This is a genomic window from Spongiactinospora sp. TRM90649, from assembly GCF_029382225.1.
Classification (GTDB): domain Bacteria; phylum Actinomycetota; class Actinomycetes; order Streptosporangiales; family Streptosporangiaceae; genus Spongiactinospora.
The window spans coordinates 37566-60587 of record NZ_JARLTC010000015.1 but is presented as its reverse complement, the minus strand read 5'-3'; the positions used below and the strand labels follow the sequence as shown (position 1 = coordinate 60587).

The window sequence follows — 23022 nt, the reverse complement described above, 5'->3', positions numbered from 1 at the left end:
TCAGCCGGTGACCAGCTTGACGATGGCGACCACACCGACGACCACGATGACCCCGCGCAGCACGGCGGCCGGGAGCCGTCTGCCGACCCGCGCCCCCAGGTAACCGCCGATCATGGAGCCCAGCGCCACCATCAGCACCGCCCACCAGTCCAGCGGCGCGACGAACACGAACAGCACCGCCGCGGCCGAGTTCACCAGCAGCGACAGCACGTTCTTGGCCGCGTTGACCCGCTGCAGGTCCTCGTCCAGGAAGGTGCCGAGCAGGCCGATCAGCACCACCCCCTGGGCCGCGCCGAAGTAGCCGCCGTACATGCCCGCGCCCAGCACGCCGAGCCACAGCCACGGCCCGCCGTGCGGGTGCGGGTTCGCCCTGCGGGCCGCCAGCCTGCGGTTCAGCCACGGCTGGGCGACGACCAGCACCAGCGCCAAGCCGATCAGCACCGGGACGATGACCTTGAAGGCGGTCTCCGGCAGGTTCAGCAGCAGCAGCCCGCCCGCCACGGACCCGGCGACCGAGGCCACGCCGAGGCGGGTCAGCCGTCCGCGCTGGCCCTTCAGCTCCTCGCGGTAGCCGAGCACGCCGGTCACGCCGCCGGGCACCAGGCCCACGTTGTTGGAGACGTTGGCCACGATCGGCGGGTAGCCGAAGGCCAGCAGGGTGGGGAACGTGATCAGCGACCCCGACCCCACGACCGCGTTGATGCTCCCGGCTGCGATTCCGGCCGCGAGCACCGCGACCGCCTCCCACGGCGTCAAAACCCCACCTTTCGCAGCACGTCCGCCCCGATGCCCGATGGTAGGCGCGCGGGTCGCGGGAGCTGCGGCCGGGTGGGCCGGGAGCTAGGCGAGGCCGTCCGGATAAGCCCTGTCGGCGTCGGTCGCACGGCGGGACGCCCGGGGCTTCCGGCGCGGCTCGCGTTCGTCCCGCTCCTCCTCGAACGGCCCGAAGAAGCCGCCCTGGCCGGACAGCACGTGCCCCATCTCCGAGGGCACGATCCACACCTTGTTGGCGTCGCCCTTGGCGATCTCCGGCAGCGTCTGCAGGTACTGGTAGGCCAGCAGCGCCTGGTCGGGCTTGCCGTCGTGGATGGCCTTGAAGACCATCGCGATCGCCTCGGCCTGCCCCTTGGCCCGCATCGAGGCCGCCTCCGCCTCGGCCTGCGCGCGCAGCACCACGGCCTCGGCCTCGCCGCGCGCCCGCAGCACCGCCGCCTGGTGCTCGCCCTCGGCGGTCAGGATCGCGGCCTGCTTCCTCCCCTCGGCCTCCCGCACCGACGACTGCGAGTCGCGGTCGACCCGCGTGCGCTTCTCCATCGACTCCTGGATGGAGGCGGGCGGGTCGATGGACTTCAGCTCGATCCGGTTGACCTTGATGCCCCAGCGGCCCGCCGACTCCTGCAGCGCCGCGCGCAGCTCCCCGCCGATCCGCTCGCGGGCGCCGAGGGTCTGGTCGAGATCCATCGCGCCGACCATGTTGCGCAGCGTCAGCACGGTGAGCTGCTCCATGGCCGCGAGCACCCCCGCCACCTCGTAGGTCGCCGCCTTGGCGTCCGTCACCTGGTAGTACACGACGGTGTCGACCGAGACGACCAGACTGTCCGCGGTGCTCACCGGCTGCGGCGGGAACGCCACCACCTGCTCGCGCAGGTCCACGAGATTGCGGATCCGGTCGATGAACGGCACGACCAGGCTGAGCCCCGGCTGGAGGGTGCGATGGTAGCGCCCCAGCCGCTCGACGATGCCGGCCGTGGCCTGAGGGATGATCCTTATCGTGCGGACCAGCGCGAACCCGGCGATGGCCAGCACGACGACACCCGCGATCAGCAGCTCCATTGCGGCCCCTTTGTCAATCATCGGTGCATGACGAAGCTGGCCGAAATGCTATGGGTTATCGCTTTACTCATACATGAGGCGCGCTAAACAACCCACGGATCGGGGTGCCGATCGATCAGTACGCGGGCCGGGCTCGGGCGTACCAGCGGCCGTCGGGGGCCTGCTCCAGCCCCAGCGGCACGCCGAACGTCTTCGAGAGGTTCTCCGCCGTCATCACCACCTCGATCGGCCCCTGGGCCACCACGGAGCCGTGGCGGAGCAGCAGCGCGTGCGTGAAGCCCGCCGGGACCTCCTCCACGTGGTGGGTGACCAGCACCATGGTCGGCGCCTTGGAGTCGAGGGCCAGCCCGGAAAGCCGGCGCACCAGATCCTCCCTGGCGCTGATGTCGAGCCCGGCGGCCGGCTCGTCGAGCAGCAGCAGCTCCGGATCGGGCATCAGCGCGCGGGCGATCTGGGTGCGCTTGCGCTCACCCTCGGACAGCGTGTTGAACCTCCGCCGGATGAGGTGGGCGCAGCCGAGCTGGTCGATCAGCTCCACCGCGCGGGTGACGTCGTGCGAGTCGTACTCCTCGCTCCAGCGGCCGAGCACCGCGTACGACGCGGTGAGGACCAGGTCGATGACCTTCTCCTGCGGCGGGATGCGCTCGGTCAGGGCCGAACTGGCCATGCCGATCCTGGTGCGCAGCTCCTGCAGGTCGGTACGGCCGACCTGCTCGCCCAAAATGTCGACGACGCCCTCGGTCGGGAACAGCATCGCCCCCGCCACCTGCAGCAGCGTCGTCTTGCCCGCGCCGTTTGGCCCGATCACGACCCAGCGCTCGTCCTCGCCGACGGCCCAGTCGATGCCTCTCAGCAGGGCGGCGCCGTCCCTGCGGACGGCGACATCCCGAAGGTGCAGCACCTGACCGCCCATCCCCGATCACTCCCTCATCGTGTCGCTCGTCTAAAACCTATTGCAGAGGCACCGCTTATCGTGGGTCGGGTGCACCTGGATTCATCGCACCGGGACTCGCCGGCATCGGCCGCGCTCGTCTGCTGGGGGAACGCCTGGCTCGCCGGCCACATAGGCCTGGACGAGGCGGTCGACCACATCGAGCGTACGGCCGGCCCCGGCATCGTCGCCTGCCCACCGTCAGATGATCTCCCCCCACGGGGATCCTCCGCCAGCGGATCGCCCACAAGCGAGCTCCCCGGCACCTCCCGTCCCACCGAACTCCCTCTGCGCGCCTTCCTCGCCGACCTGCGCGTGGACGGCATGACGGCGCTGCGCCTCGCCCTCCCCGTGGCGGGCGACCCGCTCGGGCTCACCGGCCCGCCGTCGTTCAACTCCGCCGCCATCGAGGCCGGACAGGCCGCCATCGCCGTGCTACGCGGCCGATGCGTCGGCCTGGTCCCCGAACCCGACCGGCGCGGCTCCTCCTACCGAGGCACCCGCTGGGTCTCGGAGGAGGCGGCCGTGACCATCCCCGACCTTCCGTCCCTCGCCGAGGCCGAACGCGAGCTGAGCACGTCCATGAGCGCCGTCACCGAGGCGCTGGCGGGCGTCGAGGGCCCGCGCCAGGCCCGCCCCGACGACGCCCTGTCCGCCCCCGGCGACACGCTCGCCCCCGGATACCCCGCACGGGCCCACCGGGTGGCGGCGCTGTCGGCGCGGCTCTCCGTCGTGCTGCGCCTGGCCGACGACCGTGGCCTGACCACCGGCCAGGTGGCGGCCAGGGGCGAGGCGCTGCGGCGGCTCGACCACGCCGTCCGCCGCGCCCAGGTGGCCGCCCACCACGCGATCCTCGAACCGCGCGCCTCGTGACCTCACGCCCATCCGGCGGCTCGGCTCGGGACCTGATCGGCTCGGGACCTGATCAGTTCAACGATCCGAACCGCCAGATGGCCAGGGCCTTGGCGTCCTTGCCCGTGGTCACGAGCATCAGCCTGCCGTCCTTGTCCACGTGCGGCACCACCGAGAGCGCACCGCCCGGGTGCGCGTCCTCGATCTTGCCCCGGAGCTTGCCCGTGGCCAGGTCCCAGGCCCGCAGCATACCGTCGCCGCTGGCCGCCACCAGGGTCTCGCGGTCGCCGAGCTCGGTGACCGCGAGGCCGTTGACGGACCCCTTCGGGCCGGAGATCGGCTTCCTGGCGGGCTTGCGGCTGGCGGCGTCCCAGATCCGGACGGCCTTCTCGCCGCCCGCGGCCGAGGCGACCACCGGCCGCCCGCGGATCACCCCGGTCGCCAGGGCCCGCACGGCGCGGGTGTGGTCGTTGTACGCCTTGCCGTACGCCTTGCGGCGCACGGGGTCCCACAGGCGGACCGTCTCGTCGCTCCCGCCGGAGGCCAGGTACTGCTTGCCCGAACGGAACTCGCCCGCGGCCAGCCACGTGATCGCCTTGTGGTGCCCGCGCAGCGGCTTGCCGATCGGACGGCGCTTGGCCAGGTCGTAAAGGCGGATCCGCTTGTCCTTGGCGGTCGCGACCGCCACCACCGTGCGACCGCGCGCCTTGAGCACCGTAAGCGCCGACACCGCGCCGCCACGCGTCTTGACGGCCTTTCCGATGGGACGGCGGGTGTTGAGGTCCCAGAACTTGAGCGTGCCGTCCCGGCCGCCGGAGACGGCCACCGGGCGCTTGCCGAGCCTGGCCGTCGCCAGCGCCTCGATCGCGCCCCGATGGCCCTTCCCGGCGAACCTGCCGCCGACGGCGTCGCCGGTCTCCAGCCTCCAGAGCCGCAGACGTCCGTCGGCGCCACCGGTCACGATGACGGCGCTCTTGCGCACCTGCGTGAGGGCGGTCGCCTTGACCTCGCTCCCGGTCTTCACGGACCGGATCCGGTAGCCGTACCCGAGCCACGACAAACCCTCGGGCGGAGGGGCCGCCTGGAAGGGGGTGATGTCGGGGGCGGGTGTCGAGGTGGGGAGGGTGGGCGTGGGCGCGACCGGCGTGGGCGCGGTGGAGGCGACCTCCGCCTGCTTCACGATCCCGACGGTGGGGAGGGCCTCGGGCTTCCCGGAGTTGCCCATCGGCCCGAACACCAGCCACGTCGGCACGGCCAGCACCGCCACGACCCCAAGCCCGACCCCGACCCGGGTCCACCCACCGACCCGCCGCCGCCGAGCGGTGGTCCCCGCCTTCGCGGGCCCGGTAGAGGTGGTCTTGGCCGCCGGCCGCGTCCCGGTGGCCTTCCCCGCGACCTTCTTGTCCGCCACCACCGCCGCCGTCCCAGCGGCCCTGGCAGGAGCGGAGGGCTTGATGGGCTTGATGGGCTTGGTCGACTTCGTGGCTCCGCCCGAGACGGAACCGGAGGCCGTGGGGGCGGGGGTGGAGTCCTGGGCCGCGTCTGTGCGCGAATCGGAGTCCGGGGTTTCGGTGAGCTTGGCGTCCTTGACCTCGTCGCCGGTCTTGTCCGGCTCGACGCCGTTGATCGAAGCGCCGGCCGAGCCCGGTTCGGCCTTCTGATCCGGCACGGCGTCGGTCTCGGTCTCGACCGGGCCACCGGAGGCGGTACCGGACGCAGGCGTCTCCGCCGCCGTCTCTGTGGCGTCGGAGGGCGCGTCGGCCGCGCCGTCCTGCTGGGGCTCCGGCTCTGCCGTCACGGCGCTTGAGGGGGCGTCGCCAGGCGTTTCATCGGCCCGCTCGGCACCGCCGGAGGGGACGGCGGCGGCCTCATCCACTGAGGGGGACGGCTCCGCCGTAACGGTGCCCGCACCGGCCGCCGCCACGGGCTCGGCTTCCGCACCGGCCGCACTGGCCACGTCGTCCGGACGCCCGACAAGGGCGTCCGCCTCCACGACCGAATCGACCACTCCGCCGGAAAGCTCCGGCCACTGGGTCACGGCGCTGCCCAGAGCGGTAACGCCATCGCCCTCCACGACCGCGTCCACCGTCACGGGCGCGTCCGCCGAAGGCTTCACGGGGGCCGTAGTACCGCCCGAGGTCACCGTGTCCGACTCCGCGCCTGCCGTACCGGACGCGGGCGCGTCGCTCAGCGGCTTCGCGGCGGTGCGGTCCAAGTCCGCCGCATCGGCCGAAGGCTTTGCGGGGGCCGGCTTGGGCTTTGGGGCTGTGGAGCGGGGGCGGGTGGTGGCGGGCTTGGTGGCGCGCTTGGTGGCGGGCTTCGGGCGGGCCGTGGCGGGCTCGCTGGACGCCGTGGTCGGCTTCGGCGTGGTGGTGCGGGGCTTCCTGGGCTTGGTGGTCCGGGGCTTGGCCGGGGTGGCGGGCTTCGATCCGGCGGCGGGGGTCGCGCTCGCCGTGCCCGGCTCGGCCGTGTCGGACGAGGTCGCGGCCTTGCGCATCGCCGCCGTTCCCCGGGCCCGCACGACCGTGGACCTGGGGGTCGGCGCCTTCTTGGGCCGCTCGGGCCGCTCCGGCTTCGCGGGCTTCTCCGCCTCTACCGGCTCGGGCTTCTCCTCGACGACGGGTTCCGGCTTCGGCGCCTTCGCCCGGACCGTGCGCGGCGCGGGTGCGTTGAGCCCCTCCAGCACCTCCGGGAACGAGGGCCGCTCCTCCGGGAGCTTGGCCAGGCAGCGCGCCAGCAGTTCGCGCAGGTCGGACGGAACCCCCGAAAGGTCGGGCGGCACCGCGAGGACCCGGTCGAGCACCGCCGGAACAGAGTCGTCGAAAAGCACGAACAGCTCAGACGACACCACATCATGCGTCAGCGGGGTGAACGGATCCCGTCCCGTCGCCGCGAAGGCGATCGTGGTGGCCCACGAGAACACATCGGAGGCCGGCCCAGGGTCCTCACCGGTGATCTGCTCGGGCGAGAGGTACTGCGGCGTGCCGATGGTCCCGCTGAAGACGGTCGCGCCCGCCTGGAGCGCGGCGGCGATTCCGGCGTCGAGGAGCCACGGCCGGTCCACGCCGAGCATGACGTTGCCGGGCTTCACGTCGCCGTGCACGACGCCCGCCGCGTGCAGCGACGCGAGCGCGCGGGCCGTCCCCTTGGCGAGCGAGCGCAGGCGGCGGGCCGCGACATTGGTGGAGAGCGGGAACCCGTCTGCCATGGCGCTCACCACGTACGGCCTGCCGTCATGGATCCCCGCGCCCAGGACGGTGACCGTGTTGGGGTGCTCCGTTCCGCGCAGTCCGTTCATGACCGCGAGGAACCGTTCGTCCCCGTCCTCGGTGAGCCGGAACCGGGGGTGGAGGAGCTTGACGACCACCTGGTCGCCCTCAGGGTCCACGGCGGAGAAGATCACGCCCTGGCGGCCCTCGCCGAGGCGGCCGGTGACGCGATAGCCGTCGATCATCTTGTCGACGGCATCGGGCACGGCCGGACCGGGGTCACCCGCCCCGGCAATTCGGGCGAGCGGCATGCGCACCTCCTCCGGCAACGCCGGAATCACGGGAACTCACGGGGATACGCGGGACCCGACCGTACTTGTCGTGGGTCCACACAATACGCCGGTCGAGATGTCGCGAAGGTCGTCTCCGCGCAGCCTTTCCCCTATCGAAACGATCAGAATCAGGTCATGCCATGCCATGTCGTACGGCATAGAGCGCGGCCTGGGTGCGGTCCTGCACGCCGAGCTTCATCAGCACGTTGGAAACGTGCGTCTTGACCGTTTTCTCGGCCACCGACAGCTCCCTGGCGATCTCCCGGTTGGAGCGTCCGCCCGCGATCAGCTTCAGGACCTCCCGCTCACGCTCTGTGAGCGGCGAGACCGAGGGCGCGTCGGATGACGACGCGCCCGCACGCGAGGCCGCGGTCTCCTGCCGGGCGTCCGTTCCTCCCGCCAGCATCGCCTGCGCGGCCTCGGGGGCGAGCAGCACCTGCCCGGCCGCCACCGCCCGGATGGCCTGCACCAGCGAGGCCGGATCGACGTCCTTGTAGAGGAACCCGGCCGCGCCCGCGCGCATCGCGGGGGCCACGTCGCCCTGGTCGCTCACCGAGGTCAGCACGAGCACCCGCACGGCCAGCCCGCGCTCGGCCAGCCGTCCGAGCGCGCCCAGGCCGTCCAGCTCCGGCATCCGCAGGTCGAGGAGGAGCACGTCGGGCGTCACCGCGGCGACGACTTCGACGGCCTCGGCCCCGTCAGACGCCTCACCCACCACCTCCACGTCCTCCTGAAGGTCGAGGAACGTGCGGAGCCCCTGGCGGACGACCGGATGATCGTCGGCGATCGCCACGCGAATCAAGGATGGACCTCCATGCGAACCGTCGTTCCGGCGTCTGGCCGCGATCGTATGTCCACCGTGCCGCCGACCGCCTGCGCCCGCTCCTGCATGGAGGCGAGCCCGAGCCCCTGGCCGCGTCCCGGTGCGGACTCGACGTCGAAGCCGTCGCCGTCGTCGCAAACGTCGAGCACCAGCGTCCCGCAGCTCTCGGTCAGCCGGACGGTGACCCTGGCCGCCCGCGCGTGCCGCAGCGCGTTGTGCAGCGCCTCCTGGGCCACCCGCAGCACGGCGACCTCGACGGCGGGCTCGGCGGCGGCCGAGTCGTCGTCGCACGCCTCGTCCACCCACTCGAACCGCACCTCGGCGGGGTGCAGGTGGTCGAGCAGCGAGACGTGCTTGCGCAGCGTCTCGGCCAGGCCGTGCCGGTCGAGCTCGGCGGGCCGCAGTTCGACGATCACCGCGCGCAGCTCGGCCAGCGCCTCCCCGGCGAGCCGCTGGACCTGGTCGATCTGGACGGCGGCGCGCTCTGGATGCTCGGCCAGCAGCGCCCCGGCGGCCTGCGCCGTCAGGCGCAGCGAGAACAGCTTCTGGGTGACCGCGTCGTGCAGCTCGCGCGCCACCCGGGTGCGCTCCTCGACCATGGCCAGCTCGCGGCTGCGCTCGTAGAGGCGGGCGTTGGTCAGCGCGATCGCGGCGTGCGCGGCGAACAGCGTCAGCAGCTCCTGGTCGGCCTGGGTGAACCCGCCGGGAGTGCGCTTGTTGGACAGGAAGATGATGCCCAGCACCTCGTCGGCGTCGCGGATGGGCACGCCGATGAAGTCCTTGAGCACCGGATGGGCCCTCGGCCACCACTCGAACCTGGGATCCCTGCGGATGTCGGGCAGCCGGGCGGGCACGCCGTCGCGCAGCATCGCGCCGAGCATGCCGTGCTGGCGCGGCGTGGGGCCGATCGCGGCCCACTCCTCGTCGGTGAGGCCCTCGGCCACGAACTCGGCGAACGCCCCCTGGTCGTCGGGAACGCCGAGCGCGGCGTATCGCGCGTCGAGCAGCCGCTGCGCCGAGCGCACGATGACCTGGAGGACCTCCCGGACCGACAGGTGACGCGTGACGGCCAGCACAGCCGAGCTGACGGCCTGCAGGATCTCCTCACGTTCCGCCACGCCGTCCGGACGCGGCGGCGATGGTTCTTCTCGCCTGTCCCCCACACAGTTCACCCTAGGTCGTCCGCGGCCGTTGGTCCTACGCCGATATGCCCAGACCGTCACGGGGCCTTGGCCCGATGTCCGAAAGGCACGCGCTGCCTAGCGTCGGCGGTATGACGAAGAACGCACTCATCACCGGCGCGTCCCGGGGACTGGGACTGGCCCTCGCCCGCTCCTTCGCCAAGGAGGGCTGGCGTCTGATCATCACCGCGCGCGGCGCGGATGCCCTGGACCAGGTGGCACTGGAACTCGGACCTTCTCAGGTCACCGCCCTGGCCGGGGACGTCGCCGACGCGACGCACCGCGCGCTGCTCGCCGACGCGGCACGAGATCTCGGGGGACTCGACCTGCTGATCAACAACGCCAGTGGGCTGGGCCCGACGCCGCTGCCCCCGCTGGCCAGATATCCGCTGGCAGAGCTGGGCGAGCTGTTCGCCACCAACACGCTGGCGCCGCTCGGGCTGATCCAGGCGACGCTGCCGGGCCTGCGGGAGCGGCGCGGCGCGATCGTGAACATCTCCTCCGACGCCGCCACCGAGGCGTATCCGGGCTGGGGCGGGTACGGCGCGACCAAGGCGGCCCTGGACCAGGTGTCGCACGTGCTGGCCGAGGAGGAGCCCGACGTCGCCGTGTGGTGGGTGGACCCGGGTGAGATGAACACCGCGATGCTCGCCGAGGCGGCGGGGGAGGAGGAGGCGAGCGGCGCGCCGTCCCCGGAGACCGTGGCGCCGACGATCCTGCGGCTCGTCCGGGAGCGGCCGGAAAGCGGAAGGCTGGTCCACCGATGACCGCGCTGGCCGCCAAACCGGGACTGAAACCGGATTTCGACTTCGAACTGCCGACCACGCTGGAGGCCCACGAACCGCCGGAGGCGCGGGGGGTGGCCCGCGACGGAGTTCGGCTGATGACCTCGCGGCGGGACACCGGGGAGATCACCCACGACGCGTTCACCGAACTGCCCGGGCTGCTCTCTCCCGGAGACCTGCTGGTGGTGAACAACTCGGGGACGCTCCCGGCGGCGGTGCGCCTGGACCGGCTGGCCGTCCACTTCTCCACCGAGTACGAGGACGGTTCATGGCTGGTCGAGCTGCGCCGCCCCATCCGATCGGGGGCCAGCAGCCCCTACGCCGGGGGCGAACCCGGCGAGTGGCTGCCGCTACCGGGTGGTGCGACGCTGCGGCTGCTGGCCAGGGAGACGCCGAGGCTGTGGCGAGCGCGACTGGACCATGAGGTCCACGGGTACCTGGCCCGGCACGGCGTGCCGATCCGCTACTCCTACGTCGGGCGCGACTGGCCGCTGGCCGCCTACCAGACGGTGTTCGCGGCGGTGCCGGGCAGCGCGGAGATGCCGAGCGCGGGCAGGCCGTTCAGCGAGGCGCTGGTCACGGCCCTGGTCTCACGGGGCATCGGGATCGCGCCGATCACTCTGCACACGGGGGTGGCCTCGCCGGAGAAGGACGAGCCGCCCTATCGGGAGCGCTTCGCCGTACCGGCGGCCACGGCGCGTCAGGTGAACCTGACCCTCGCGTCGGGCGGGCGGGTGATCGCGGTCGGCACGACCGTGGTCCGCGCCCTGGAGACGGCCGCCACGGGCCCGGGAGTGGTGGCGGCGGCCGACGGCTGGACCTCCCACGTGGTGACGCCGAACGGCGGGGTCCGCGCGGTCACCGGCCTGGTGACGGGCCTGCACGAACCCCGTTCGAGTCACCTGATGATGCTCACCGCGATCGGCGGGCGGGAGCTCGTCGCGCGCTCCTACGAGGAGGCGCTGCGCGAGGGATATCTGTGGCATGAATTCGGTGATACGCACCTCATTCTCGCCACATAACATGATCTAGACCTAAAACAGATCTTTACGCCGGAACCTAGATCATGATAGAACGCAGCGAATCTTCCGTGGGGATCAGGCGATCAGCAGGCGGAGATTCCCTGGGTGAGCGCGGGTTCCGTGCTGCCCGCCGCCGCTTCGACCCCTCCCGCAGCCCGTCCCCCGCGGACCCTCCAACCCGGGAGAACCCCTCACATGCGACACCCCATTGCACGAATCGCCAAGGCGGCGCTCGCCGTACCGCTCACCGGCGCGATGCTGCTCGCCGCGGGTCCGGCCCTCGCGACGACCATCGAGCCCGCCGAAGAACTCGTGCCGTTCCGGACGGGGAACACCGACACCGCCGCCGCCACGCTGAAGGTCGCGCGGGTCGTGGACTCCGCCCAGGCCACCCAGGCCGACCAGCCCTACTCCTCCTTCAAGGTCGAGCTGAAGGCGCCCAAGAAGGTGCGCGCGGGCGGCACGGTCACCTACTCCATCAAGGCCACGAACCTCGGCCCGCACGCCGCCGACGCCTACTTCATCGGCGGCAGGCTGCCCAAGGGCATCTCCGGCAAGGTCACCTACTGGGGCCCCGACGGCACCAAGTGCGACTGGGACGACACCGGCTTCTGGTGCTGGGGCGACTGGGTGCTGAAGGTCGGCAAGACCGACTCCCTCAAGCTCTCCTTCAAGCTGAAGAAGAGCGCGAAGGGCAGCGCCTCGGCCAAGCTCGGCGTGGAGACCTACGACGTCCCCACCGGCGCCGAGGAGATCAGCCGCGAGGAACTGGAGCGCATCGGCGCCATCAAGGGCTGGGACTTCACCCGCACGGTGAAGACCAAGATCGTCCGCAAGTAAGATCGCAGGGCACGGCCCGCCTCCGGCCACGGGGGCGGGCTTCGTCACGCCTGGCGGGGCTTCGACGGAACCTGACCCGGTTTCAACGGACCTTGACACGGTTTCGACACGCCTAGTCGGCATACGGGTTGAACAGGGGACGTCCGAATGGTGAACCGAGTTTCAGGCACGTCCGGCGGCCAAGTACCGTTGAACGAGATGAACCAGCGCACGCTCCTGATCACCCTGTCCGGCCCCGACCGGCCTGGTGTCACCTCCCGGCTCTTCGCCCTCCTGGCCGGCTTCCCGGTCACGGTCGCCGACGTCGAGCAGGTGGTCATTCGCGGCAAGCTCACCCTCGGTGTGCTGGTCGCCTACGCAGGCGAAAGGCCCACCGGCACCGGCGGCACGCTCGGCGCCCTGTGGACCGCCGTCGAGCGCATCGCCGAAGACCTCGGCATGGAGGTCGAGTTGTCCACCAGCTCCGCCCCCAAAGAGCACCGCAAGCGCGGGCGGCTGCACGTCACCGTGCTCGGCGCCCCGCTGCTGCCCGCCGCCGTGGCCGGCATCTCCGGGCGCATCGCCGCCGCCGGGGCCAACATCGACCGCATCGAGCGCCTCGCCCACTACCCGGTGACGTGCATCGAGCTGGCCGTGTCCGGGGCCGACCCCGACGCCATGCGCGCCGAACTGGCCGCCGAGGCCGTCGTCCAGCAGGTCGACGTCGCGGTCCAGCGCTCCGGCCTGCACCGCAGGGCCAAGCGGCTGGTCGTCATGGACGTCGACTCCACGCTCATCCAAGCCGAGGTCATCGAACTGCTCGCCGCCCACGCCGGGTGCCTGGGCGAGGTCGAGAAGGTCACCGCCGCCGCGATGCGCGGCGAGCTCGACTTCACCGCCTCGCTGCGCGAGCGGGTCGCGCTGCTGGCCGGGCTGCCCGAGGAGATCTTCGAGCGGGTCCGCGCCGAGGTCGTGCTCACCCCAGGCGCGCGCACCATGGTCCGCACGCTCAAGCGCCTCGACTACCGCTTCGCGATCGTCAGCGGCGGCTTCACGCAGATCACCGACGCGCTGGTGGCCGAGCTGGGCATCGACTACTCCGCGGCCAACACCCTGGAGGTCGTGGACGGCAAGCTCACCGGCCGCGTGACCGGCGAGATCGTCGACCGTCCGGGCAAGGCCCGCGCGCTGCTCCGCTTCGCCGCCGAGGCGGGCATCCCGGTCAGCCAGACGGTCGCCATCGGCGACGGCGCCAACGACCTCGACATGATCGCCGCCGCCGGGCTCGGCGTCGCCTTCAACGCCAAGCCGGTCGTGCGCCAGGCCGCCGACACCGCCGTGAACACCCCGTACCTCGACTCGATCCTCTACCTGCTCGGCATCTCCCGCGCCGAGGTAGAGGCCGCCGACGCCGAAGACGGCCTGGTCGGCGACCTTCAGGAGAACCTCTCCAGGCCGTCTCTCTGAGCCTCCGATCGCGCCCTGACACGGGCCTTCATACGAGGGCCGCTTCATACGATGGCCGCTTCCTTCGACATGGCCGCCTTGCTGAGCCGGCTCGCGTTGGTCACCAGGTCTTCCAGCGTGGGGTGCGCCGACGCCGCGTGCGTGTAGGCGTACCTGATGGCCGTCCACTCCTCGGCCGCCCCCTCGGCCACCTCGTCCAGCCGCTGCTCCGTCAGGTCCTCCACGTGGGTCGCCAGGGCGTCCAGGGCCTCGTCCAGGTCGTCGGGAAGCCCGCCGTGGTCCCCCGTGCGCACGGCGTCCGCCGTGGCCTCCAGCCGGTCGGCCACTGCGTCCAGGACGGCCGACGTCGGGGCCGACTCGTCCGCGCCCGGGTCGGGCGCGGGCACCGCGTACAGGGCCAGGGCGTCGTCCCTCACGCGCGCCGCGTGGTCCACGGCGTCCCGCAGGGGCTCCGGCACCGTCCCGCCCGGCTCCTTGCCCAGCCGCTCCAGGGACTCGTCGAGCCGCTGGGCCGACTCCGCGGCCTCCTCCACGCGCGCCGCGACGTCGCGCCGCTTCTGGTCGGCCAGCGCCCGCACCAGCCGCGCGTGCTCCTCCAGCATGTCGGCCAGCCGGTCCGACACCCGGTACCGCTCCGCCCTCGGCCACAGCCACCGCGCCGCGACGAACACGACCGCCGCGCCCGCGACGGTGAACAGCACCCGCAGCACGGCCGCGTTCCACGACAGCGGGATCACGTAGTCGGCGAGCAGCAGGCTCAGCGGCGTGCCGAACAGCGTCCACCAGTTGTGGCTGAGCGTCCGCAGCGCGTAGCCGACCACCGCCAGAGCCCCGATGACCAGCGCGAGCGTGACGTGCCCCGGCGTCAGGGCCAGCATGAACGCCCCCGCCGTGGCCCCGATCGCGGTGCCCATGACCGGGAAGAGCACCCGTTCGACGGTGTCCCCGAAAGTGGGACGCAGGTTGGCCACGACGGTGACCACGAACCACTTCCCGAACTCCTCGTGCAACACCAGCATCAGCACCATCGAGCACACCGTCACGACCGCCAGCCGCAGCGCGAAGTGCGCCGTGTGCGGCCCCTTGTGGCGGGTGCCGGGCGGCGCGGTGAAGCGCGGCAGCCGCGGCCCCACGGCCACGCCCTCGGCCGAGATCAGCGCCGCCGAGCGCGTCGCGACGCCGATCCGGTCCACACAGCGGCGGATCTGCCCGAGCAGCGCCCCGACGGCCAGCGGCTCGTCCCCCGAGAGCGTGGACCTGCGGATCGCCTCGACCCGGTCGGCGAACCTCGCCGCGCACGCCAGGGCCTTCGGCACCCCGCGCGGGCTGTCCCTGCACATCGCGTCGCGCAGGGCCTCGGCCTGGGCGTGGGCCGCCTCGTCCAGGTCCTCGACCCAGTCGCGCCGCTCGGTCAGCCCGGTGACCCCGTCGCGCAGGATGCGCATCGCGACGACCTCGTGGAAGATCCGGGTGAGCGCGTCGAGCATCCGGCCGGGGGTGGGGTCGTCCTCGTCCTCCTCCTCGCGCTCGACCGCGATGTAGTGGGCGACGGCGACGCGCGCCTCGGCCAGGGCGTCCTCGGCGTCCTTGCGGCGCGCCTCCCACTCCCGGTCGGCCTCCTCCGCGCGCTCCGCGTCGTCGGTCTGCTCGGAGTCGGCCATCAGTTCGGCGGAGTCGAGCAGGTCGGCGAGCGCCAGGCCCGCCGACTCGAACGCGGAGCGCAGCGGTCTCAGGCGGCGCAGCGGCCAGGTGAGTAGCACGATCCCGGTTATCCACAGGCCGCCGATGCCGGCCAGCTCGACGTGCAGGAGCACGCCCTCGGGCAGCGGGCCCTGGAAGTAGCTGAGGATCGTGGCCAGCGTCGGCGGCAGGCCGATCACGTTCCAGTACGCCCCGGCGGCGGCGATGAGGGCGACGACCGGCACGGCGATCCAGGGATTGGGCTCCACGAGTGAGCCGACGCCGGTGCCGATCATGATGAACAGGTTGTTGCGGAGCAGACGGCGGGCGCGCCTGCCGTACGGCATGGCCGGGTCGTCGGCGAAGGACGTCAGATACGCGCCCAGGGCCGCCGTGGACCCCTCCCGGACGTGGCCGGTCAGCGCGCCCGCGAGCAGCAGCACGCAGATCGCCGTGCCGCAGAGCGCGCCGTAGCCCCACGCGGGCCGTCCCGGCACCTCGTACGCCTCGCGCAGGGACGCGGGCAGCGCCTCCCACGCGCGGCGGGCCAGGTCGGCCACTCGCCTGACCGGCTCGCGGACCGCGCGCCGCGCACGACGCAGCGCCCCGGATACCCCCCTCATCCCCGCGCCCCCGTCTTCTCACCCAACGGGGGTTGTGCCCGGATCGATCCGGGCTAGTCAGGACGCGCCGGTCAGCGGGGCCGCTCGTGCGGCTTGGGGCTCCACAGCGTGACGGCCGTGCCGCCGCGCAGGTCGTGCCACGGCCCGGTGGACTCGATCACCGCGAACGCGCCCGGTGAGAACCCCGGATCACCGTCGTGGCCGATGAGGTCCATGACCAGCTCGTGCACACCCGGGTTGTGCCCGACCAGCAGCAGGGTGCGCACCTCGGGACCGGTACGGCGCACCAGTTCGAGCAGCTCGCTCGCGTAGGCCTGGTAGATGTCGCGCTCGAACTCGACCGGCGCGTCGGGCGCGAGAGCCGCCAGCGCCAGCTCGGCCGTGCGCCGGGTGCGCACGGACGGCGAGCACAGCACCAGATCGGGCCGCAGCTCCAGGGCGAGCAGGGTCTCGCCCACCCGCCGGGCGTCGGCCTCGCCCCGGTCGGTCAGCGGACGCTCGCGATCGTCCAGGCCGGGCACCTGCGCGGCCTTGGCGTGGCGAAGCACGATCAGCGTGCGGATCCCGGCATCAGCCAACTCCGACCGCCCAGATGGACAGGCCCACCAGGACGGCCAGCACGATCACCATGCCCAGCAGGATCAGGCCGAGCGTCTTGCCGCCGGAGGGCCGGTCGGGCTGGGTCACCGTGGCCCTCCTTCGTTCGTCTTCCATCAGTCTCCCACCCCCATGACACGGTACGGCCCGCGGTCCCCTTCATGGGGAACCGCGGGCCGTACCTCGGTTCGACCGGCCGCCGGCCTCGCCCGCCCACCCTCGGCGAAACCCGGCGGCCTCATGGCCCTGCGCCCACCGGATCGCGGCGGGCTCGGACCGCCGCCGCTACTGGCCCACGGGCTGCGGCTCGCGCTTCTCGCTGTCCTCGGACGGGGAGTCGCTGACGGAACGGCGCTTGGACACGATCACCGCGCCGACCACGACCGCGACCGCCAGGACCGTGATGCCCACGCGCAGCGGGACGCTGTCGGCGTAGGTGACCACGGCCGGAGCGATCAGCAGCGCGACCAGGTTCATCACCTTGAGCAGCGGGTTGATCGCCGGTCCCGCGGTGTCCTTGAAGGGGTCGCCGACGGTGTCGCCGATGACGGTGGCGGCGTGGGCCTCGGAGCCCTTGCCGCCATGGTGACCGTCCTCGACGAGCTTCTTGGCGTTGTCCCAGGCGCCGCCCGAGTTGGCCAGGAAGACCGCCATCAAAGTGCCCGCCGCGATCGCGCCCGCCAGGAAGGAACCGAGCGGAGCGTAACCGAAGGCGAAGCCGACCGCGATGGGGGTCATCACCGCGAGCAGGCCGGGGGTGGCCAGCTCGCGCAGCGAGTCGCGGGTGCAGATGTCCACGACGCGGCCGTACTCGGGCGTCTCGGTGCCGTCCATGATGCCCGGCTTGTTGCGGAACTGGTCACGAACCTCGAAGACCACCCGCATCGCGGCGCGGCCCACGGCCATGATCGCCAGACCGGAGAACATGAACACCACCGCGGCGCCGATGATCAGGCCGACCAGCACGTTCGGCGAGTCGACGCTCAGGCTGAAGTCGCTGAACGATCCCAGCGCGGCCTTGACTCCCGCGCTCGCGACGGCCAGCTCCTCCTCGACGGCGGTGCGGAACGCCCCGAACAGCGCGGTCGCCGCGAGCACCGCCGTGGCGATCGCGATGCCCTTGGTGATGGCCTTGGTGGTGTTGCCCACGGCGTCCAGCGAGGTGAGCACCTTGGCGCCCTCCCCCTCGACGTCGCCGGACATCTCGGCGATGCCCTGCGCGTTGTCGGAGACCGGCCCGAAGGTGTCCATGGACACGATCACGCCGACCGTGGTCAGCAGGCCGGTACCGGCCAGCGCGACCGCGAACAGCGCGATGGTCGTGTTGCCGAAGCCGAGCAGGAACGCGCCGTAGACGGCACCGCCGATGAGCAGCGCGGAGTAGACGGCGGACTCCAGGCCGACGCTGATGCCGGACAGGATGACCGTCGCCGGGCCGGTGCGGGAGCTTTCGCCGATCTCCTGCACCGGACGGCGGTTCGTCTCGGTGAAGTAGCCGGTGAGGATCTGGATCGCGCTGGCCAGCACCAGGCCGATGAGCACCGCCGCGATGGCGATGATCCGCGGGTCGCCGCTGAGCCCGGCGATCTGGTCACTGACCCCGGTGAGCCCCGCAAAGGTGCTCGGCAGGTAGAGGTAGGAGGCCACCGCGACGAGAATCGCGGAGATGATCGCGGAGATGAAGAATCCCCGGTTGATCGCGCTCATCCCGCTGCGGTCGCCGGCGCGCGGCGCGGTCACGAAGATGCCGATGATCGCGGTGATCACACCGATCATCGGCACGATCAGCGGGAAGACCAGGCCCTCGGTGCCGAACGCGGCCTTGCCCAGGATGAGGCTGGCCACGAGGGTGACGGCGTAGGACTCGAACAGGTCGGCCGCCATGCCGGCGCAGTCGCCGACGTTGTCGCCCACGTTGTCGGCGATGGTGGCCGCGTTGCGCGGGTCGTCCTCCGGGATGCCCTGCTCGACCTTGCCGACCAGGTCGGCGCCGACGTCGGCGGCCTTGGTGAAGATGCCGCCGCCGACCCTCATGAACATGGCCAGCAGCGCCGCGCCGAAGCCGAAGCCCTCCAGCACCGTCGGGGCGTCACCCTTGTAGATGAACACCACGATCGCGGCGCCGAGCAGGCCAAGGCCGACCGTGAACATGCCCGCCACACCGCCCGTGCGGAAGGCGATGCGCATGGCGGGCCGTTCACCGGCCTCACGGGCGGCCGCGGCGACGCGGACGTTGCCGCGCACCGCCAGCCACATGCCCATGAAACCGGTCAGCGCGGAGAAGACCGCGCCGATCACGAAGAAGACCGACCGCCCGATCTGCACGCTGGTCGAATCGGCCGGCAGCAACAGAAGGAGCAGCGGGATCAAGATGACAAAAGGAGCCAGAGTCCGGAACTGCCGCGTGAGATACGCGGCGGCCCCTTCCTGTACGGCTCGCGAGATGTTCTGCATGCGCTCGGTCCCCTGACCGGCACCGAGCACCTCCCGCACAAGGCCGCCTGCGACGGCGAGCGCGAGCAAGGCTACGGCGGCCACCACGATCACGATGGTGAGGTGGGAACCGCTCAGGGATACCGCTGTGGACGGCACAGCGGCGAGATAAGGGCCAGACATCCGTTCTCCTCGGCAAGACGGGTACGTCCTGCCCGGACGGCGCTGCGATTAATCGATCGGCGGGCGGCGGCGCGCATCCGGGTCGGTAGGCGGTGCCGCTTCCGGTTGAGTCCGCAGACCTCCCGCGATGGTACGCGGGACAAACCTTGGCCGGTGCGGGGGAGTCTACGCAGAGTGAGCGCGGATATGAAGCCTCTGCGGCTGGTCAATTGGCCACGAGTCGATTATGCAGTGTAACCATGCCAGGTTGACCGGGCATTCTGACATGGCATGACTGGCTTCTCATCACAAGTCCGGCGTATTGCGGACCGGTGTTGAACCGGGGTTTCGGTATGACCGAAACCCCGGCTAGGCGGGGGCGACGCCGTTCGTCGCGGCGGGCCAGCTCATCCTGATCCGCATGCCCTTGGGGCTCGGGTAGACCTCGACGTCGTCGGCCAGACCGGCGATTACCGCGATCCCGAAGCCCGAGGAGAAGGGATCGGGTGATATCCCGAACTGCTCGTTCGCGAGGGGGGAGAGACCGTGATCGATGTCGTCGCTTGGGGCCACGTCGGTGACGATCACCTCGAAACGACCCGAGTCATCACGCAGCTCGATGCGGATCGGCTCCCCCGGACAGTGCAGGCGGTGCGCCTCCACGGCCCGGGAACATGCCTCCCCCACGGCGAGCCGTACCTCGTCCAGAAGCGACTCCTCCACACCGGTGCGCCGGGCGATCGCCGTGGCGACCAGGCGTGCCGTACGCACGTGTGCGGGCAGCGCGCTGAACGTGAGCTCGACGGTTGCCATGACTACTTGTCTCGGCCGTGAGCTTCCTTGGCCTCGTCGACCGAGGCGTAGATCCCGAAGACCTTGGTGAGCCCGGTGATCCGGAAGATCTTCAGAATGCGCTCCTGAGTGCAGACGAGCTCCAGCGAGCCATCGTGGGCCCGCACCCGCTTCAGGCCGCCCACCAGCACACCAAGCCCGGTCGAGTCGAGGAAGTCGACCTTCTCCATGTTGACGAGCAGGTGGAAGTTGCCCTTGTTGACCAGGTCGATCAGGAGCTCACGCAATCTCGGCGCAGTGTACACATCGATCTCACCCTCGACCTCGACGATGGTGAGCCGATCCTCGGTACGGTGGTCCAACTTCAGATCCACAGATCCTCCAGCGCCTTGCCTGCGAAAGTATTGTTCTGGGCCTGGCGATCCGGAGGTTGGGACTCCAGAGCGCTAGACCCCGACGCGCGGCATTCAACCACGGTCTGCCTCAGTGTCTATACGAAATCACGAGTCCCGGCGACTCTGCCCGCAGATGCCAGACTGGAAACCAGTGACTCCCTCCGCCTCCTCGCCCCAGCGAGCGGACGCGCTGCTCGGCCGTCTGCTCGCTCTTTCGCCGCGCCGCGAGCGCGTCACTCATGTGGAGCACGTTCCAGCACGTCAAGCCGGTCAGGTCCGCTGGCCCGACTGGGTTCCCGAGCCGCTGGTCTCCCGATTGACCGCCGCCGGGGTGACTGGACTGTGGCCACACCAGTACGAGGCCGCCGAGCACGCCCACCGTGGCCAAAACGTGATCATTTCCACAGGCACGGGCTCTGGAAAGTCCCTGGCCTACCTGGTTCCGGCCCTGACCCAGGTGCTCGACGGCGGCACCGTGCTCTACCTCACACCCACCAAGGCTCTGGCCGCCGACCAGTTCCGCGCCCTGCGCGAACTGAACCTCGGCCAGGTGCGCGCCGCCTGCTACGACGGCGACACGCCGTACGAGGAACGCGCCTGGATCCGCCAGCACGCCAACTACGTCCTGACCAACCCCGACATGCTGCACCGCGCGCTTCTGCCCAGGCACGCCCAGTGGTCGTCGTTCTGGCGGCGGCTGCGCGTGGTCGTCGTCGACGAATGCCACGGCTACCGGGGCGTCTTCGGCTCGCACGTCGCCCAGATCCTGCGCCGCCTGCGCCGCGTCTGCGACCGGTACGGCAGGCAGCCGGTCTTCGTCCTGGCGTCCGCCACCGCGAGCGAGCCCGGGGCCGCCGCCGCCCGCCTCACCGGCCTCCAGATGGCCGAGGTGGCCACCGATTCCTCGCCCAGGGGCGCCACCACCTTCGCCCTGTGGGAGCCGCCCCTGACCGACCTGCGCGGCGAGGGCGGGGCACCGGTCCGCCGCACGGCCACCGCCGAGGCCGCCGACCTCCTCACCGACCTCGTGGTAGACCGGGTGCGCACCCTGGCCTTCGTCCGCTCCCGGCGCGCGGCCGAGACCCTCGCCCTCACCACCCGGGCCAAACTCGAAGAACTCGTACCCGACGCCCCCGGCGAGAGCTTGGCGGAAGGCTTGGCGGAAGGCTTGGCGGAACTGCCCGGCAAGGTCGCCGCCTACCGGGCCGGCTACCTCGCCGAAGACCGCAGGCTGCTGGAGAAGGCGCTGCGCTCGGGCGACCTGCTCGGGCTGGCCACCACCAACGCCCTCGAACTCGGGGTCGACGTCTCCGGGCTCGACGCGGTGCTCATCGCCGGCTGGCCGGGCACCCGGGCCTCACTCTGGCAGCAGGCGGGACGGGCGGGGCGCGACGGGCAGGACGCGCTGGCCGTACTGATCGCCAGAGACGACCCTCTCGACACCTACCTTGTCCACCACCCGGCCGCGTTGTTCGGACAACCGGTCGAGGCCATCGTCCTCGACCCTGACAATCCGTACGTCCTCGGCCCCCACCTGTGCGCCGCCGCCGCCGAGATCCCGCTCACAGAGCGTGACCTTCCGATCTTCGGCCCCACCACCCCCGAGGTCCTCGACGAGCTGGTGGCCCGGGGCATGCTCCGCCGCCGCACGTCCGGCTGGTACTGGACGCGCCGCGAACGCGCCACCGACCTCGCCGACATCCGCGGCTCCGGCGGCTCACCCGTCCAGGTCGTCGAAGGCTCCACGGGCCGCCTCCTGGGCACGGTGGACGAACCCTCGGCGCACACCACGGTCCACGAGGGCGCGGTCTACATCCACCAGGGCGAGACCTTCCTGGTCGACACCCTCGACCTCGACATCGGCATCGCCCTGGTCAGCGCCGCCGAGCCCGACTACACCACCTACGCCCGCGACGTCACCGACATCGTCATCCTCAACACGCTGCGCTCCCAGTCACTCGGGTCGGGCGAACTGCACTTCGGCACGGTCGAGGTCACCCGCCAGGTCGTCTCCTACCTCAAACGCCGCTTCCAGACCGGCGAGGTGCTCGGCGACGAACCACTCGACCTCCCGCCGCGCTCCCTGCGCACCCGCGCCGTCTGGTGGACCCTCCCCACGGCCCTGGTGAGCCCCCTGGCCGAGGAACACGGCCTGCACGTCGGCGGGGCCGCCCACGCGGCCGAACACGCCTCGATCGGCCTCCTGCCCCTCTTCGCCACCTGCGACCGCTGGGACATCGGCGGCGTCTCCACCGAACTCCACCCCGACACCGGCCTTCTCACCGTCTTCGTCTACGACGGCCACGAGGGCGGCGCCGGCTTCGCCGAACGCGGCTACGCCCGCGCCGAAGAGTGGCTCACCGCCACCCGCGAAGCCATCCAATCCTGCGAATGCGACCACGGCTGCCCTTCCTGCATCCAATCCCCCAAATGCGGCAACGGCAACGACCCCCTGGACAAACCCGGCGCCCTCCGCCTCCTCAACGCCCTGCTACCCCCCTGACCCCAAGCACGCCAAGACCCACCCCCTCGGCTGCACTGGAGCACACCACCGGCCCTCGCCCGCCCCCTCCCACCGTGCGCCGGCTCCTTCAACCTCACCGCGGCCGGCAAGCGCAACGCCCACAGAAACCCCAGAACGCCCCAACCAGGTCGCCTGCGGGAAATCCGCCACCACCGCGCAGGACGCGACCCCCAGCCACAAATGAGCTTCCCGGGCCAAGCCAGCATGCCCACGCAAACTCCATCACCCACACGGGACGGAACATCACCCCGCCCAACAGGGATGGCCTTCAGAGGCATGAACGGAAGCGGACACACCGAAGCCGCACACGCCAACGCGCGAACAGCCCACAATCGCCGCAGCAATCAACGGCGCGACGCGTGCCGACGCGTGCCGACGCGTGCCGACGCGTGCCGACGCGTGCCGACGCGTGCCGACGCGTGCCGACGCGTGCCGACGCCGAACAGCCGCACGATCGCCGCAGCGGTCAGCAGTGCGACGATCCGAAGCGGGCGACGCACCCGCCCCCGCGTAACTGCTCTCCTTTACATCACTCGCGGGGGAACCCCAGGGCCCTGACAGG

Annotated in this window: 17 protein-coding genes; 6 read left to right on the top strand and 11 right to left on the bottom strand. The window is 71.6% G+C overall.

All coding sequences use genetic code 11. The features are described from left to right. From P3X83_RS20015 to P3X83_RS20005, 3 genes are all read right to left on the bottom strand, one after another. A complete protein-coding gene (locus tag P3X83_RS20015) occupies positions 1-756 on the bottom strand; it encodes a sulfite exporter TauE/SafE family protein (RefSeq protein WP_277306656.1) in 756 nt (251 codons plus the stop codon). A gap of 84 nt (positions 757-840) precedes the next feature. Continuing rightward, entirely contained in the window at positions 841-1833 is a 993-nt protein-coding gene (locus tag P3X83_RS20010) for an SPFH domain-containing protein (RefSeq protein ID WP_277306655.1), read from the bottom strand. Between the two features lie 115 nt (positions 1834-1948). Next, positions 1949-2746 carry an ABC transporter ATP-binding protein gene (locus P3X83_RS20005; RefSeq protein ID WP_277306654.1) on the bottom strand — a complete coding sequence of 266 codons (798 nt, stop codon included), beginning with the start codon at positions 2744-2746 and terminating at the stop codon, positions 1949-1951. Positions 2747-2815: 69 nt separating this feature from the next. On the opposite strand from P3X83_RS20005, the gene P3X83_RS20000 reads away from it, so the two are divergent. Then, positions 2816-3637: a hypothetical protein gene (locus P3X83_RS20000; protein ID WP_277306653.1), complete on the top strand. Its 822-nt coding sequence runs from the start codon at positions 2816-2818 to the stop codon at positions 3635-3637. A 52-nt stretch (positions 3638-3689) separates the two neighbouring features. Here the strand turns inward: P3X83_RS20000 and P3X83_RS19995 are convergent, their stop codons facing one another. The 3 genes from P3X83_RS19995 to P3X83_RS19985 all read right to left on the bottom strand — a co-directional run bounded on the left by P3X83_RS19995 (position 3690) and on the right by P3X83_RS19985 (position 9143). Further along, positions 3690-7136, bottom strand: a complete 3447-nt coding sequence (locus tag P3X83_RS19995) for a protein kinase (RefSeq protein ID WP_277306652.1) — start codon at positions 7134-7136, stop codon at positions 3690-3692. A 154-nt stretch (positions 7137-7290) separates the two neighbouring features. Continuing rightward, on the bottom strand, positions 7291-7959 hold the full coding sequence (locus tag P3X83_RS19990) for a response regulator transcription factor (protein ID WP_277306651.1): 669 nt from the start codon (positions 7957-7959) through the stop codon (positions 7291-7293). After that, on the bottom strand, positions 7956-9143 hold the full coding sequence (locus tag P3X83_RS19985) for a GAF domain-containing sensor histidine kinase (protein WP_277306650.1): 1188 nt from the start codon (positions 9141-9143) through the stop codon (positions 7956-7958). The genes P3X83_RS19990 and P3X83_RS19985 overlap by 4 nt, the downstream gene beginning before the upstream one ends. A gap of 110 nt (positions 9144-9253) precedes the next feature. Between P3X83_RS19985 and P3X83_RS19980 the strand changes: the two genes are divergently transcribed. The 4 genes from P3X83_RS19980 (at position 9254) to serB (ending at position 13254) form a co-directional block, all read left to right on the top strand. Beyond that, a complete protein-coding gene (locus tag P3X83_RS19980) occupies positions 9254-9928 on the top strand; it encodes an SDR family oxidoreductase (protein WP_277306649.1) in 675 nt (224 codons plus the stop codon). Continuing rightward, positions 9925-10968: an S-adenosylmethionine:tRNA ribosyltransferase-isomerase gene (locus P3X83_RS19975; protein ID WP_277306648.1), complete on the top strand. Its 1044-nt coding sequence runs from the start codon at positions 9925-9927 to the stop codon at positions 10966-10968. The genes P3X83_RS19980 and P3X83_RS19975 overlap by 4 nt, the downstream gene beginning before the upstream one ends. 195 nt (positions 10969-11163) lie before the next feature. Next, positions 11164-11808 carry a hypothetical protein gene (locus P3X83_RS19970; protein ID WP_277306647.1) on the top strand — a complete coding sequence of 215 codons (645 nt, stop codon included), beginning with the start codon at positions 11164-11166 and terminating at the stop codon, positions 11806-11808. Positions 11809-12006: 198 nt separating this feature from the next. After that, complete coding sequence (gene serB / locus P3X83_RS19965; protein WP_277306646.1) at positions 12007-13254, top strand: phosphoserine phosphatase SerB; 1248 nt, start codon at positions 12007-12009, stop codon at positions 13252-13254. 44 nt (positions 13255-13298) lie between these two features. Here the strand turns inward: serB and P3X83_RS19960 are convergent, their stop codons facing one another. The 5 genes from P3X83_RS19960 to P3X83_RS19940 all read right to left on the bottom strand — a co-directional run bounded on the left by P3X83_RS19960 (position 13299) and on the right by P3X83_RS19940 (position 19915). Then, positions 13299-15557, bottom strand: coding sequence for an FUSC family protein (locus P3X83_RS19960; RefSeq protein WP_277306645.1), 2259 nt, complete (start codon positions 15555-15557; stop codon positions 13299-13301). A gap of 71 nt (positions 15558-15628) precedes the next feature. Beyond that, on the bottom strand, positions 15629-16135 hold the full coding sequence (locus P3X83_RS19955; RefSeq protein WP_277306644.1) for a histidine phosphatase family protein: 507 nt from the start codon (positions 16133-16135) through the stop codon (positions 15629-15631). A gap of 304 nt (positions 16136-16439) precedes the next feature. Further along, the gene (locus P3X83_RS19950) at positions 16440-18770 is read right to left on the bottom strand and encodes a sodium-translocating pyrophosphatase (protein ID WP_277306643.1); all 2331 of its coding nucleotides are present in this window, start codon (positions 18768-18770) and stop codon (positions 16440-16442) included. A 348-nt stretch (positions 18771-19118) separates the two neighbouring features. After that, the gene (locus P3X83_RS19945; RefSeq protein WP_277306642.1) at positions 19119-19562 is read right to left on the bottom strand and encodes an ATP-binding protein; all 444 of its coding nucleotides are present in this window, start codon (positions 19560-19562) and stop codon (positions 19119-19121) included. 2 nt (positions 19563-19564) lie between these two features. Next, positions 19565-19915, bottom strand: coding sequence for an STAS domain-containing protein (locus P3X83_RS19940; RefSeq protein WP_111171502.1), 351 nt, complete (start codon positions 19913-19915; stop codon positions 19565-19567). Between the two features lie 154 nt (positions 19916-20069). Here P3X83_RS19940 and P3X83_RS19935 point away from each other — a divergent pair, with 154 nt between their 5' ends. Next, positions 20070-22439 (top strand): DEAD/DEAH box helicase, encoded by a 2370-nt coding sequence (locus P3X83_RS19935; protein WP_277306641.1) that lies wholly within the window; start codon positions 20070-20072, stop codon positions 22437-22439. The last annotated feature ends 583 nt before the right edge of the window (positions 22440-23022 follow it).

Excerpts from the sequence above, each read along its gene's own strand:
- serB (WP_277306646.1), top strand. The coding sequence starts at position 12,007 with ATGAACCAGCGCACGCTCCTGATCACCCTGTCCGGCCCCGACCGGCCT.
- P3X83_RS19975 (WP_277306648.1), top strand. The coding sequence starts at position 9,925 with ATGACCGCGCTGGCCGCCAAACCGGGACTGAAACCGGATTTCGACTTC.
- P3X83_RS20010 (WP_277306655.1), bottom strand. The coding sequence starts at position 1,833 with ATGGAGCTGCTGATCGCGGGTGTCGTCGTGCTGGCCATCGCCGGGTTC.
- P3X83_RS19950 (WP_277306643.1), bottom strand. The coding sequence starts at position 18,770 with ATGTCTGGCCCTTATCTCGCCGCTGTGCCGTCCACAGCGGTATCCCTG.
- P3X83_RS19995 (WP_277306652.1), bottom strand. The coding sequence starts at position 7,136 with ATGCCGCTCGCCCGAATTGCCGGGGCGGGTGACCCCGGTCCGGCCGTG.
- P3X83_RS19980 (WP_277306649.1), top strand. The coding sequence starts at position 9,254 with ATGACGAAGAACGCACTCATCACCGGCGCGTCCCGGGGACTGGGACTG.
- P3X83_RS19960 (WP_277306645.1), bottom strand. The coding sequence starts at position 15,557 with ATGAGGGGGGTATCCGGGGCGCTGCGTCGTGCGCGGCGCGCGGTCCGC.
- P3X83_RS19945 (WP_277306642.1), bottom strand. The coding sequence starts at position 19,562 with ATGGCAACCGTCGAGCTCACGTTCAGCGCGCTGCCCGCACACGTGCGT.
- P3X83_RS19935 (WP_277306641.1), top strand. The coding sequence starts at position 20,070 with ATGCCAGACTGGAAACCAGTGACTCCCTCCGCCTCCTCGCCCCAGCGA.
- P3X83_RS20005 (WP_277306654.1), bottom strand. The coding sequence starts at position 2,746 with ATGGGCGGTCAGGTGCTGCACCTTCGGGATGTCGCCGTCCGCAGGGAC.
- P3X83_RS19970 (WP_277306647.1), top strand. The coding sequence starts at position 11,164 with ATGCGACACCCCATTGCACGAATCGCCAAGGCGGCGCTCGCCGTACCG.